We start from the raw sequence: 12836 nt of genomic DNA on the forward strand, positions 1-12836 counted from the left end.
GGAGTGGCCGGCTCGGTCTAGTCGGCAGGAGCCTTGCCGATCCTGGCGGCATAGGCGTGTGCGACACAGGCTGCCAGCTTCGCCGCCCGCTCCGCGATCGGATTGGAGGGCTCGGAAGAGTAGGAGGCGGTAAACCGCAGGTCGGACGGGTGCCATTCGCAATCGATGATGCGCAGCTGGCCGCCTGCGGCATAGTCCCGGACCACTTCCTCGGGGAGAGAGGCTATGCCGATACCGTCGACCGTCATCTTGATGGACGCGGCCAGCGAATTGGCGGGGAAGATGCGCGGCGTCTCTTCCAACTCGCCGGTCAGCTTGCGGTAGAGCTCGCTGTAGGGCGTTGTGGTGCGCGCATAGCTGATGATGGGAAATTGCATCAGATCGTTCAGCGTCAGCTTGCGCCGGTTCGGCAATTTCAGCTGCGGCGAGCACACCCAGACGAGCGGAAAGGGCGGCAGCCCGATATTCTCGATACTGTACTCCAGAACCGGGCCCATCAGCACCGCAAGATCGAGCCTATGCGACATGAGTTCGTTGCGAAGGGTGGTCGTCGCGTCAACGACGATATCGGTGTCGATCAGCGGATAGTTTGTCTGCAACTCCTTCAGGAAAGTCGGCAGCCAGGTGTGCACGATGGTTTCGGCAACCCCGAGCCTGAGCACTCCCGCCGTTTCTGAAAGGGAGTTGGCCGTCAGCTGCAGCCTTTCCGCCACGCGCAAGACGCGTTGCGCGGGCGGCAGCAGCCGCTGTCCCTCGGCGGTCAGCCTGACGGTGCTGCTTTGCCGCTCGAACAGCTTGGCACCCAGCGCTTCTTCCAGGCCGGCAATTCGGGTGGATACCGCCGGCTGCGTTGTGTTCAGCCGTTCGGCCGCCTTTCGAAAGCTGCCTAAAGTCGCTACCAGCAGAAATGTTTCGAGCTGCTTGATGTTGAAAGGGATCACGATTCAATGCCGGACAATAATCTGGGCGCCGATCTTCACTCGGTCATATAGGTCGATGACGTCTTCATTGGTCATGCGGATAGCCGCTGTTCGATTGAGCCTGCGCCGGCGCCATGGCGACAGTCAACGTGGCAGCAATCAGAACTGATTCACCCAAGCTCTGGGCGAGGCTCAGCCCGATCGACGTCCAGCGCCCCGGACTTCCGGTGGGAGCATCCAGATGTGCGACCAGGTTCTTGCTTGCCGCCACCGAGGCCGATCCTTCCCAACCAGTCATTGAATCCGGGGATCACGAAGCGGTGACGCCTGATTCCAGCGCGCACCATATCGCTTTGCTCGCTGTTCGCAACATTTGGAACCAAATACACAGAAGCAATCCAATTGGACTTCCAATTTTGCGGTGCGCACGATAAAAGCGAGTTGGCGGGTTAAACCATGAGACAGGCGAGGCGGGTCATCGCTCCGCGTCGTCTTGTGATAGGACCAAATGTTGACGGGACGCGGTACCTGCCATGCACGCTGGTTGTCGGGAGCCAAGGCCGTCTTCGCGGCCGGCGGCCTCGCGATGATCCTGGCGCTTGGCCTCGCTTCGTCTCGGGCGAGCGCCGCCGAGCCACGCTGGCCCGCCGGCCCGTACAAATACATCACGGTCGATCAGTCGGTGACGGACGCGCTGATCGAGCTTGGCCGCAACATGCGCGTTCCGATGCGTGTCAGCAAGCTTGTGAAGGGGCGCCTGAGCGCCGGCATGCCGGTTGGAACGGCCCGCGAGTTCCTGGAAGAGATCTGCAATCGGTACGGCCTGGTCTGGCATTTCGACGGCATCGTCATGAACGTCGCGACCGAGGCCGAAGTCCAGACCGAGATGATCCCGCTCGATGCCAACACGGCTGCCAGCGCGGAAGATCGGCTGCAGCGGCTGGGCGTCATCGATCCGAGGTTTCCGATCAAGGTTTCCAGGCAAGACGATGTCGTCTCGGTGTCGGGGCCGCCGTCCTACGTCGAACTCGTGAGGAAGACGCTCGGAATTCCTGCCGCATCGAGCCCGAAGCGGGAGCCCGGCAAGGTCGTTTCGATCCGCGTTTTCCGCGGCGGCAAGCTGGCGGAGACACAGAATGTGCCCGTCACACCGAACTGAAACAGGAGGCCAGGATCATGCAGATCGCGCCGATTGGAGCCCTGGAGGCAACGCTGGCAAATTTGACCACCAGCATAAGTTCGCAACAGCAGATCACCGCCGGCGCGGCAGCGCAGCCGGGCAACCGGATGGTGGGCGCCAAGCAGGAAAAGCACGATGTCGCAAAGGCCAGCACGCCCGACCGGGGCGATGTCGCCACGCCGGCAGGTCGGCAGGTGGCGCAGGCATCGTCCGGCGCCAATCCGGCAGCGGGCGGACAATCTGCCAAAGCGGAACGCACCGAGCCGATCGTGGAGCGCCAACTCTTCGACTATCTGGCCGAGGCGGAGAAGGCAGGGGGTGGGGCGCTCACCGATCCGTCGGCACTGTTCGGTTCCGCCGTTCGGTCGCTTGAAGGAACCATGCAGCAGGTCCAGAAAGCTCTCGGCCAGGCGAACGCCCCCGTGAACGCTGAAGCAGCCTCGCTGCAGGATGCCACCGGCAAGGCGGCGCCGTCGGGCAAGGAAGGCGAAAGCGCGCCGGCAAAGAACGCCGAGCAACTTCTCGAGCGATCGATTTCGGTGATGTGGGCAGCCGCCAATCTCGAGGTGGTGACGAGCAGCGTGACCGCCGTCACCTCGTCCACCAGCACGCTGATCAAGCAACAGTAAGCGCTACGGAGTGTTCGTGCCCACGCTATCCTTGCCGCGGCGATCAACGCTTTTGAATCGGTGCGGCGCCCGGTGCCGGGTCGCGCTGGTTGTCATCGGCATGCTTGTGCTCCAGGCGTGCTCGGTGGAGCTCTATTCCAACCTCAACCAGCAGCAGGCCAACGAGATCGTCGCCACGCTGATGCGTCGCGGGATCCCGGCCCAGCGCGAGGCCGGCAAGGACGGCAAGATGACGGTGTCCGTGCAGAAGGGCCGTTTCGCGGAAGCCATGGCAATCCTCGACGAAAGCGGATTGCCCAAGCAGGAATTCCAGACGCTCGGCGAGGTGTTCAAGAGAGACGGGCTGGTGTCCTCGCCGGTGGAAGAGCGGGCGACCATGATCTACGGCCTGAGCCAGGAGCTTTCGCAGACGATCTCGGACATCGACGGCGTGCTTTCCGCACGCGTCCATCTCGTCTTGCCGGAGAACGATCCGCTGAGACAGCAGCTGGTGCCGTCTTCCGCCTCCGTCTTCATCCGGCATCGCGCGTCGGTCCCGATGAATGAGCTGATCCCGCAGGTCAAGATGCTGGTGGCCAAGGGCATTGCGGGACTGACCTATGACAATGTCTCGGTCACGCTCATCCCGGTGGCCGCGACGGCCCCCGAGCACGAAAGCACCGAAGCAGGCTTCACGACATTCCTTGGCCTCTGGCTGCATCCGGACAGCGTCGCCGCCGCGATGTGGCTGTTCTACGGCATGGCGGCGGCCATACTCGCGCTGGCTGCCCGGCTGGCGTACCTCCAGTGGTATCGACGGCCGGGTGTCTATGCGCTCGACGCATCCGCTCTGCCGGTGAAGAAGACATGACCGGGACCGGCTCGCAGCAAACCGCCAGCCCGGAATGGCAGGCATTCATGGCCAATCCCGCATCCTATGCGGATGCGGCCCGGCTTGCGGAATGCTTTGACGGCACGATAAGCGAGGCCGCCTGCGAGCGCATGCTGCGATCGCAGCGCCTGCAGGAGCGCTTGTCGAAATTGCTGCTCGAGCGCTACCGGCTCCATTCCGCGGCCGATGAGCCGGCCGACGCGGTGGATCGGGCGATCGCGTTGTCATCGGGTGAGGAGTTGGAGGAGCTTGCGCTCCGCTCGGGCGCGATCTACTGGGCCGGCAGTCTGGCCGCTGTCATCGATGGACGCGAAGCCGCCGGATTGCAGGCGGCCCTTGGCGCCGATCTCTGCGCCTTGTCGGTCGCCAACCGCGATCTCGCCGGTCCGACCCAGTCCTTGCAGCCCTTGGAAGATATTCATGATCGCGTCTATGCCGATGGGCTGAGCTGCCTTGGCGCGTGGTGTCAGGCGATGCCCGGCGAGACGAGCATGCGGGTTCGCCTCAAGCTGATGCCGCACGGGTCTGTCGACGCAGCGGCGGCCGAAGCATTTGCCGCTGCCGGTCCGGCGATTGTTCGACGAGCGATGAGCGAGACGAGATGATCGAACCGGGCAAAGCGATCGACGCCATGCCGAGGCGCCCTTCTGCGCGCATCCTGCGCGCCGCGGAAGCGCGCGCCTGGCAGGATGGGCACGCCTTTCTCGACGAGGCGAGGCGCGATGCGCAGCAATTGCGTGAGGCCGCCCGGCGAGCCTACGCGGCCGAATATGCGCAGGGCTATGAGGACGGCAAGGCGCAGGGCGATGCGGACGCCACGCGGCTGATCGGCGAAACAGCGGTCAAGGTGGATCGCTATCTCGCCGGGCTGGAGGCCGAAGTCATCGGCCTGGCCATCGAAATCGTCAGGCGAATGCTGGGCGAGTTCGACGTCAGCACGCTTGTCGCCAGGGCCGCGAGACAGGCGGTTTCCGAAATTCGCCGTGCCAAATATCTGAAGGTCCGGGTTCATCCCGCTTCCGTCGACAGGGTCCGGGACGAGCTGAACGCGGTCCTGCGCGACAGTGATCTGGGCATGACCGTCGAGATCGACGCGGATGATGCGCTGGCGGTCGGCGCCTGCATCGTTTCGACCGACTTTGCCGTCGTCGATGCCAGCATCGACGCGCAGCTCAAGGCCATAGCTGCCGCCATCGCGTCGAGGGCGGAGGTTGCATGACGACGCCCGCTACCGAAATCGAAAATCGCCTGGCGTCCATCATCCCCGGCCTGCGCTCCGGCCTGCGCGACGATGCCAGCCGGCCGAGGCGAGGGCGCGTGCGGAGGGTCACCGGCACCGTCATCCACGCGACCGTGGAGGAGGCCCGGATCGGCGAGATATGCGAACTGATCGACCCCAGGACAGGCAGGACGACCAGGGCGGAAGTGGTCGGCCTGCTGGACGAGATGGCGATCCTCGTTCCGCTTGGCGATCTGACCGGCCTTTCGAGCCTGACCGAGGTCGTTGCGACCGGAAAGGACCAGCAGGTGCCCGTCGGCCCCGGCCTTCTTGGCCGGGTGATCAGCGCGCTCGGCGAGCCATTGGACGGCAAGCCGCTTGCGCCGGACGGCATTGCCGGCAGCTATCCGGTCAACGCCTATCCGCCATCTCCGCTTGAGCGCAGTATGATTTCCGAGCCGATCCAGCTCGGCATCCGCGCCCTCGATGGGCTGCTCACCTGCGCGCGCGGGCAACGCGTCGGTATCTTCGGCGAGCCTGGCGTCGGCAAGTCGATCCTGCTTTCAGATATCGTCAGCGGTACCGACGCCGATGTCGCCGTGGTCGCCCTTGTCGGCGAACGCGGGCGCGAGGTGCGCGAATTCGTTGAGCATCAGCTTGGAGCGGAAGGGCGGGAGCGGGCGATCGTCGTCGTCGCGACATCCGACCGGCCTGCCATCGAGCGCGTCAAGGCCGCTTACGTGGCGACCAGCATCGCGGAGTATTTTCGCGACCAGGGCAAGCATGTGCTGCTTGCGATGGACAACATAACCAGGTTTGCCCGCGCGCAGCGCGAGATCGGCCTGGCCTCGGGCGAGCCGCCGACGCGGCGCGGTTTTCCGTCTTCGCTGTTCGCGGTGCTGCCGCGTCTGCTCGAGCGCTCGGGGCCCGGCCGGGTCGGGTCCATCACCAGCCTCTACAGCGTTCTCCTGGAAGGCGACGGCACGCTGGATCCGGTCGCCGAGGAGATCCAGGCGCTTCTCGATGGCCATGTCTTCCTGTCGAACGAGCTGGCGCAGCGCAACCATTTCCCGGCCATCGACGTCCTGCGCAGTCGAAGCCGGCTGATGGATGCCGTCGTGCCGCCGGCGCACCGGGCTGACGCGAGCCGCCTTCGAGAACTGCTTGCCCGCTACGCCGACATCGAGCTTCTCCTGCGCGTCGGGGAATATCAAAAGGGCAGCGATACCGTGGCGGACGAGGCGGTGGCCAAGATCGACGCCATCAATGCCTTCCTGCGACAACCGTCCGCCACGCACGAGGGCATCGAGAAGACACGCCAGCGCATGCGGGAGATCGTCCAATGAAGGCGCCTGACACGATCGCCCGGCTGCGCGACCTCAGACGCCGCCGTGAGGAGCGTGCAACGGAAGAGGTGATCAGAAGGCAAGCCGCCGCGCAGCGGGCTGCGAGGGAGGTCGAGGAAGCGGCGGCCGCCGTCACCGAACACCTTCAGCGCACGGTCGACGCCGAAGATGCAGCGTTCGGTGCGCTTGTCGGACAGCCGGTGAAGGCTGCCAGCCTGTATCGGCTTCAGGGTCGGTTCGAAGTCGCCGCCAGCAAAACCGGGCAATTGCGAGAGAACGAGAAGATGGCCGGCGTGGCCGAGCAGCGACGCAAAGTGGAGCTGTCGGCAGCCCGCAAGGATCATCGCGCGAGCATGAGGGCCGTGACGAAGCTGGACGGGCTGCTGGAGCACCTGACCAGGCGCACCGCACGTCGTCGCCTGGCGCTTGCCGAGCTTTCCGAGGAGGAGGAGCGCGGTCCATCGCGCTTGCCTACAGAACGATAGCCCCAATCCGTGATCGTGAATATGGATCTGATGCCTCAAGCCTTCGCGTCGGCAAAAAGGAAAACGCGGTCAAAACCGGCGAAGCGCGCGGCCGCACGGTCGAGCGTCGGCGAGCTGCTGACGTTGGAATCCGTTGCGCCGGTTGACGTCGGTGCATTGAACGCCTTCTACCGCCGCCGCGCTCCTGCCGAGATCACGGTTGCGGGGAAGGCCATGGCGATCGCGGCGGTCTGGCCGGCACCGAACCTTGCCAACGAGCAGCTTCGTACCATTGCGCTCACCGTCGGGGACGCGATCGTCAAATTGCGCCTGCCGCTTTCTGTTGTCGAACGGGGCTTGGCCAGGGCGGACGAACTCCTCGACGTGCAACGATTGGCGCCTGCTCACGCCGCTCTGCTGCTGGAGGCCACGTTCGAGGACGATCTCGCTTGGATCGAGGACAGGCTGGGCGAGAGGATCGCGATCACCTCGATCGCACCGGAAGACGCCGTTTCGGGCGAGATCCCATTCGCCTTTGTCCTGACCGGCAAGGATGAAGCGATCGACTGCGTCTTGCATGCTGACGACGGCGGTCTGGCGGCGCGGATCGGCCGCCTTCTCGACGAGCTCGGCAAGGCGAGGCCGCCGATCCCGGCCGGATTTCCGCTGCCGGTCCACCTTCGGCGTGGCCCGCTTGCGATCACCCTTGGCGAGCTGCGGAGCCTGCAGCCTGACGATGTGGTGCTTTTCAGGGATGCAGAGGAGGAACGCATGGCGGCGCTGGTGATTGCCGAGCGTCTCTATGCGCCGGTGGCCCTGACTGCCGATGGGCCGCAATTGCTTGCCGCGCCGACCGCAATCGCTGGATCGAATTGGGAGTGGACCATGAACGAGAACACGCCGCCGCCAGCCGACCGGACCTTGGAAGAGTCGACTTTGGACGAGCTGCCGGTCGCGCTTGCCTTCGAGATCGGCCGCACGGCCATGCCGGTCGGCGAGATAAGGCAGCTTGCGCCCGGCTCTGTCGTTGCCCTCGCCGATGTCACGGAGGCGAGTGTCGACATCATCGCCAACGGCAAGCGTGTCGGTCGTGGCGAGATCGTGCGGATCGGCGAAAGCCTGGGCGTGCGGATCGTGCGCATGTTCGACAATGCTTGAGAATTCGCCCAACCTGCTCGGCATTCTGATCGCCGTCGGCTTCGTCGGCTTGCTGCCGCTGGCGGTCGTCACGATGACGGGCTTCCTGAAAATCTCGGTCGTGCTGTTTCTCATCCGCAATGCGCTCGGCGTCCAGCAGATGCCGCCCAATCTGGTGCTCTACGGCATAGCGCTGGTGCTCACCGTATACGTCACGACGCCGTTGCTGAGCGAGATGTCGGGGCGGCTTCAGGAGGGGCAGGTCCAGTTCCAGACGACCGATGACCTGGCCAGGGCGGCACAGCTGGTCAGGGAACCGTTGCAACGACACCTGATGAAATTCACCCAGCCGCAAGAGCGGAAGTTCTTCCTCGACGGAACGAGCCGCCTGTGGCCGGAAGAGGCGCGCCAGAACCTGAAGGACGACGATCTCTCGATCCTTGTTCCCGCCTTTGTCGCCTCCGAGCTGACCCGTGCCTTCGAGATCGGCTTCCTGCTTTATCTCCCTTTCCTCATCATCGACATCGTCGTCGCCAACGTCCTGATGACGCTAGGCATGATCATGGTCTCGCCGGTCCTCATTTCGATACCGCTGAAACTGTTCCTTTTCGTCGCCATCGATGGCTGGTCGCGGCTGATGCATGGCCTCATCCTGAGCTATGGCTGACGCCGGGGGTTTTGCATGAGCAATGACTTCATCCTGGCGAAGGTCCAAGGCGCGCTTTGGACGGTGCTGTTCGCGTCCAGCCCGGCGATCATCGCGGCGCTGGCGGTCGGCATCCTTGTCGGACTTGCCCAGGCGCTGACGCAGATTCAGGACCAGTCCTTGCCGCAGACGATCAAGCTCGTCGTGATCCTTTTGGTCATCATCGTCGTCGGCCCGCTGCTTGGACAGCAGATCGCGGAGCAGGCCTCGACGGCGCTGGACGAGTTCCCCGTCGTCACGCGTTGAGGCACGCGGATGCCGGTCGAACCACTCTTCGCGTCGATAAAGGAGCTTCAGTTCTATCTGCTGGCCGGCGCTTTCGCGCTCGCGCGCATGACCGGTTTCATGCTCTTGATGCCGCTCTTTTCGCGGGTGCCGCTATCCGGGCTGCTGCGCAACGGCGTGGCTCTGGCGCTGGCGGTTCCGGTCTTTCCGATGATCGTGAACAAGCTGACGAGCACCGACATCACGACGACGATGATTGTGCTCTACATGCTCAAGGAGGTCGTGGTCGGGGTAACGCTCGGGCTGGCGATGGGCATACCGTTCTGGGCGGCGGAGGCTGCCGGCGACATCCTCGATCTGCAGCGCGGCTCGACGATGGGAACGCTGATCGACCCGATGATGACCCACGAGACGAGTGCCACCGGCACCTTGCTCGCGGTCATCATGGTCACGGTCTATCTGGCCGCCGGCGGCTTCGAACTTTCCCTGACCAGCCTCTATGACAGTTATGGCCTTTGGCCGATCGACCAGCTCATGCCCGTGTTCAGCAAGGATGCCGCCGTCATCTTCCTCGGTTTGCTGAACCGCATCCTGATGATGGCCCTGACACTCGTCTTCCCGCTCATCATCTGCATGCTTTTGTCCGACATCGTGCTTGCCTTCCTCGCGCGCGCCGCGCCGCACCTGAACGTCTTTGCGCTTTCGCTGGTCGTCAAGACGCTGGTCTTCAGCCTCGTGTTTGTCCTCTATGCGGCTTTCCTGCTGTTCTACATGAACCGGGACCTTGCCTTCCTGCACGAAGCTGGCCGGCAGATAGAGGCGATCGGCTGCCACGGCTGCCGGTGAACGAAAAGGTTTATTCGCAAACGCTAATAATAATAGCAGCCACCATTGGCCGACCAATAAATACAATTTATCGTTGGGGAAAGATTCTGACAATTTGACAAGCGGCCAACCCGCCGATGATCTTACGCGCTCTCGACGTGTCTCTGAAACGTGCATCTCACTTCGGAAGCCATGGCCCGCCTGACCACTTCATTGTTCTATGACAATTTGCGACTGGTCGATGCGGACAGGCTCCGCAGACTGGTCAGGATGGGTGCCTATGAAGGGCACACGGGCGGGCTTGCGCGCGGCAAGCTCCAGGCCAATGTCGTGATCGTGCCTCGCAGCTTTGCCGGCGATTTCCACCAGTTCTGCGTCCGCAACCCAAAACCCTGTCCATTGGTGGGCGTCAGCCGTGTCGGCAGCCCATTGCTCCCGGCACTGGGTGATATCGACATCCGCACCGACGCGCCCCAGTACAACATCTATTGCTTCGGGGAAGTGATCCATCAGACCACGGACATCATCGACCTGTGGCGCGAAGACTTCGCCGTTTTCGCGCTGGGCAGTTCGCTGACGGTCGAAGCCGCCCTTGTCGCGAAGGGCATCAAGCTCCGCAGCATCGGCTACGGCAACGCCTTGCCCAAATTCCGAACCAGGATCGAGACCCGCGGCGTCGGACCGTTTGGGGGCGAGATGGTCGTCTCCATGCGGCCGATAAGAGGGTGCGACGTCGACAAGGTTCGCGCCCTTACCGCACGCTTTCCGCACGCCCATGGCTCTCCCATCCATGTCGGAGAGCCCGCCATCATTGGGATAGAGGACTTGATGGCTCCCGACTGGGGCGATGCGGTCGAAATCATGGACGGGGAGGTCCCTGTATTTTGGGGCAGCAGCCTGACCGCCCAGGATGCTCTTGCTCGTGCCGAATTGGCGATCTCGATCACGGTATCGCCGGGACACATGCTGATCACCGATGTGGATGCACGAGCGGGTGCGGGTGCATTCAAGGTCTACTAGCCTGGCCGCGCAGGAAAACGATTGCTTCCTGACGATCGGCCACTGCTCGCCATGATTGCGGCTCGAATTGGTAATGGCAATTCGAGCTGCGGACACCGCGCCGCCGCCAGCATAGATGAAAGGCCCCCTGCCTTCGGCTTATGGCGCGGAGATGATCTCGACCGGTTTCAGGCCGCATATCTCGCGATCACGCCGGGCTGCCTCGACCACTGGGCATACCAGGTGTCGAACAGCTTGAGCTGCGCTTCGACATAGCCGCGCTGGCTGTCGGTCAGGGCATCCGTCTCGTTGAAGTGCAGCCGGTACTCGGGATCCCCTTTCAGCACCATCATGTGCTTGAAATAAAGCACCAGGTCCGGACCTTCGTCGAAGGAGGAGAGAACGGCGAGCGCGGCTTCGAGCTCCTGCGCGCGCTGGCGGGCCTCGACGTCACCCTTGGCGGCCGCCTGGCTCAGTCCGACGAGATGCAGAACCTCCTTCGGCAAGACATTGCCGATGCCGGTGATGGCGCCGGACGCGCCGCAATTGACGAAGCCGTGGAAGACGGCGGTGTCGACGCCGATCATCAGCGCAACCTCATCGTCGCGGCTGGTGATGTTTTCGGCGGCATAGCGCAGATCCTGCGGGCCGCCGAACTCCTTGAAGCCGACAAGGTTCGGATGCTCGGCGCGCAGCGCGAAGAACAGGTCGGCGCGCGTGGCAAAGCCGTAGTAGGGGCTGTTGTAGATGACCGCGGGCAGATCCGGCGCCGCGGCGAGGATCGCCTTGAAGTGGTGGCGCTGCGCCGTCACCGACGGTCCGCGCGACAAGACGCGCGGGATCACCATCAAGCCCCTCGCTCCGACCTTCTGGGCGTGGGCGGCGTGGGCCACGGCCTTGGCGGTGTTGACCGCGCCGGTTCCAACGATCACCGGCACGCCGGCCTTCACCAGGCGCTCGACGCCTTCCATGCGCTGCTCGTCGGTCAGGAGCGGCCAATCGCCCATCGAGCCGCAATAGACCACGGCAGACATTCCGGCCGCGATCAAGTCCCGCCCCTTGCGCACCAGCGCCTCGAAGTCGGGCTGGCGGTCCTCCGTGCAGGGTGTCATCAAGGCCGGCATGCAGCCGGAAAAGATATTGGCGCCCATTGGGATTCTCCTTGAGGCTGGCTGGCAGATTGACCAGTTTGTCCCGGAGCGGCACTGCTTGCCAAGCAAATAGTGGCGGAGGCCAGGGAGAAACAATGCGCACCAAAACAAGCATTCGTGTCGTCGGCTGCCATGCCGAAGGTGAAGTCGGCGACGTCATCGTCGGCGGCGTGCTGCCGCCGGCGGGCCGCACGATGATGGAAAAGATGGTCACGATGGAACGCGATCACGACCACATCCGCCGGATGCTGATCTGCGAGCCGCGCGGCAGCGTCGCGCGCCACGTCAACCTCCTGGTTCCATCGACGCGCGATGATTGCGCCGCCGGCGCCATCATAATGGAGCCGACGGAATACCCGCCGATGTCTGGCTCCAACACGATCTGCGTCGCCACGGTGCTGCTCGAGACCGGCATGGTGCCGATGCAGGAGCCGGAGACGCGCTTCAAGCTCGACATGCCGGGTGGCGTCATCGAGGTGCGCGCCGAATGCCGCGACGGCAAATGCGTCTCGATCACCTTGCGCAACGCGCCCGCCTTCGCCGAACGTCTCGATGCCAGCATCGAGGTCGAGGGGCTCGGCACGCTCACCGTCGACATCGCCTATGGCGGCATGTTCTACGCCATCGTCGATGCCAAGGCGCTCGGCTTTTCGGTCGCTCCCGACGAGGCCCGCGAACTGGCGGTGGCCGGCGAGAAGATCAGGCACGCCGCGCGCGAGCAGCTCGATGTCGTGCATCCGGAGTTCGAGCATGTACGCGGTGTCTCGATCGTGCAGTTCGCCATGCCGTTCCAGGGTCCGGGCAACGTCACTCGCAACACCTGCATCGTCTCGCCGGGACGCTCCGACCGCAGCCCAACAGGGACGGGCACGTCGGCCCGCATGGCGGTCCTGCAAGCGAGGGGCCTGATGCAGGTAGGCGAGGTTCTGATCCATGAATCGATCATCGGCTCCCGCTTCACCGGCAGGATCGTGGAGCTAACGGAAATCGGCGGTCGCAAGGCGATCGTTCCGGAGATCACCGGCCGGGCCTGGATCACCGGCGAGCATGCCTATTATCTCGATCCGACGGATCCATACCCCCAGGGCTATGTGCTGTCCGACACCTGGGGCACCTCCACCTCCGTGAAGCAGTAGAGCCCAACGTCAGGGCGAAGCTCGGGAC

General features: G+C 63.9%; 16 protein-coding genes. 13 read left to right on the plus strand and 3 right to left on the minus strand.

From position 1 onward, the window contains the following. Positions 1–17: 17 nt before the first annotated feature. Together EN786_RS08040 and EN786_RS08050 are read right to left on the minus strand one after the other, a co-directional pair. On the minus strand, positions 18–941 hold the full coding sequence (locus EN786_RS08040; protein WP_127284922.1) for a LysR family transcriptional regulator: 924 nt from the start codon (positions 939–941) through the stop codon (positions 18–20). A 64-nt stretch (positions 942–1005) separates the two neighbouring features. Further along, complete coding sequence (locus tag EN786_RS08050) at positions 1006–1191, minus strand: hypothetical protein (RefSeq protein WP_127284921.1); 186 nt, start codon at positions 1189–1191, stop codon at positions 1006–1008. Between the two features lie 237 nt (positions 1192–1428). Here EN786_RS08050 and EN786_RS08055 point away from each other — a divergent pair, with 237 nt between their 5' ends. From EN786_RS08055 to EN786_RS08110, 12 genes are all read left to right on the plus strand, one after another. Next, positions 1429–2079, plus strand: a complete 651-nt coding sequence (locus EN786_RS08055; protein WP_245478210.1) for a type III secretion protein — start codon at positions 1429–1431, stop codon at positions 2077–2079. A 17-nt stretch (positions 2080–2096) separates the two neighbouring features. Beyond that, positions 2097–2729: a hypothetical protein gene (locus EN786_RS08060; protein ID WP_127284920.1), complete on the plus strand. Its 633-nt coding sequence runs from the start codon at positions 2097–2099 to the stop codon at positions 2727–2729. 16 nt (positions 2730–2745) lie between these two features. Continuing rightward, a complete protein-coding gene (gene sctJ / locus EN786_RS08065; protein ID WP_281033876.1) occupies positions 2746–3579 on the plus strand; it encodes a type III secretion inner membrane ring lipoprotein SctJ in 834 nt (277 codons plus the stop codon). Beyond that, positions 3576–4205 carry a SctK family type III secretion system sorting platform protein gene (locus EN786_RS08070; RefSeq protein ID WP_127284919.1) on the plus strand — a complete coding sequence of 210 codons (630 nt, stop codon included), beginning with the start codon at positions 3576–3578 and terminating at the stop codon, positions 4203–4205. Before sctJ ends, EN786_RS08070 begins: the two co-directional genes overlap by 4 nt. After that, on the plus strand, positions 4202–4819 hold the full coding sequence (sctL, locus tag EN786_RS08075) for a type III secretion system stator protein SctL (protein WP_127284918.1): 618 nt from the start codon (positions 4202–4204) through the stop codon (positions 4817–4819). The genes EN786_RS08070 and sctL overlap by 4 nt, the downstream gene beginning before the upstream one ends. Then, a complete protein-coding gene (locus tag EN786_RS08080) occupies positions 4816–6165 on the plus strand; it encodes a FliI/YscN family ATPase (protein ID WP_127284917.1) in 1350 nt (449 codons plus the stop codon). The genes sctL and EN786_RS08080 overlap by 4 nt, the downstream gene beginning before the upstream one ends. Then, positions 6162–6650, plus strand: a complete 489-nt coding sequence (locus EN786_RS08085; RefSeq protein WP_127309765.1) for a hypothetical protein — start codon at positions 6162–6164, stop codon at positions 6648–6650. The genes EN786_RS08080 and EN786_RS08085 overlap by 4 nt, the downstream gene beginning before the upstream one ends. 156 nt (positions 6651–6806) lie before the next feature. Beyond that, positions 6807–7787: a type III secretion system cytoplasmic ring protein SctQ gene (gene sctQ, locus EN786_RS08090; protein ID WP_189340728.1), complete on the plus strand. Its 981-nt coding sequence runs from the start codon at positions 6807–6809 to the stop codon at positions 7785–7787. Next, positions 7780–8433 carry a type III secretion system export apparatus subunit SctR gene (gene sctR / locus EN786_RS08095; protein ID WP_127285467.1) on the plus strand — a complete coding sequence of 218 codons (654 nt, stop codon included), beginning with the start codon at positions 7780–7782 and terminating at the stop codon, positions 8431–8433. Before sctQ ends, sctR begins: the two co-directional genes overlap by 8 nt. Before the next feature lie 15 nt (positions 8434–8448). Beyond that, on the plus strand, positions 8449–8718 hold the full coding sequence (locus tag EN786_RS08100) for a flagellar biosynthetic protein FliQ (protein ID WP_127285468.1): 270 nt from the start codon (positions 8449–8451) through the stop codon (positions 8716–8718). 9 nt (positions 8719–8727) lie between these two features. Beyond that, a complete protein-coding gene (gene sctT / locus EN786_RS08105; RefSeq protein WP_135908142.1) occupies positions 8728–9543 on the plus strand; it encodes a type III secretion system export apparatus subunit SctT in 816 nt (271 codons plus the stop codon). A 171-nt stretch (positions 9544–9714) separates the two neighbouring features. Further along, positions 9715–10542, plus strand: a complete 828-nt coding sequence (locus EN786_RS08110) for a DUF1445 domain-containing protein (RefSeq protein ID WP_127312104.1) — start codon at positions 9715–9717, stop codon at positions 10540–10542. Positions 10543–10709: 167 nt separating this feature from the next. On the opposite strand, the gene EN786_RS08115 is transcribed toward EN786_RS08110, so the two are convergent. Continuing rightward, positions 10710–11672: a dihydrodipicolinate synthase family protein gene (locus EN786_RS08115; protein ID WP_135908144.1), complete on the minus strand. Its 963-nt coding sequence runs from the start codon at positions 11670–11672 to the stop codon at positions 10710–10712. Positions 11673–11767: 95 nt separating this feature from the next. Between EN786_RS08115 and EN786_RS08120 the strand changes: the two genes are divergently transcribed. Next, a complete protein-coding gene (locus EN786_RS08120; RefSeq protein WP_127312174.1) occupies positions 11768–12808 on the plus strand; it encodes a proline racemase family protein in 1041 nt (346 codons plus the stop codon). The last annotated feature ends 28 nt before the right edge of the window (positions 12809–12836 follow it).

Origin of the sequence: Mesorhizobium sp. M4B.F.Ca.ET.143.01.1.1, assembly GCF_004792275.1 — a bacterium.
Lineage (GTDB): Bacteria > Pseudomonadota > Alphaproteobacteria > Rhizobiales > Rhizobiaceae > Mesorhizobium > Mesorhizobium abyssinicae.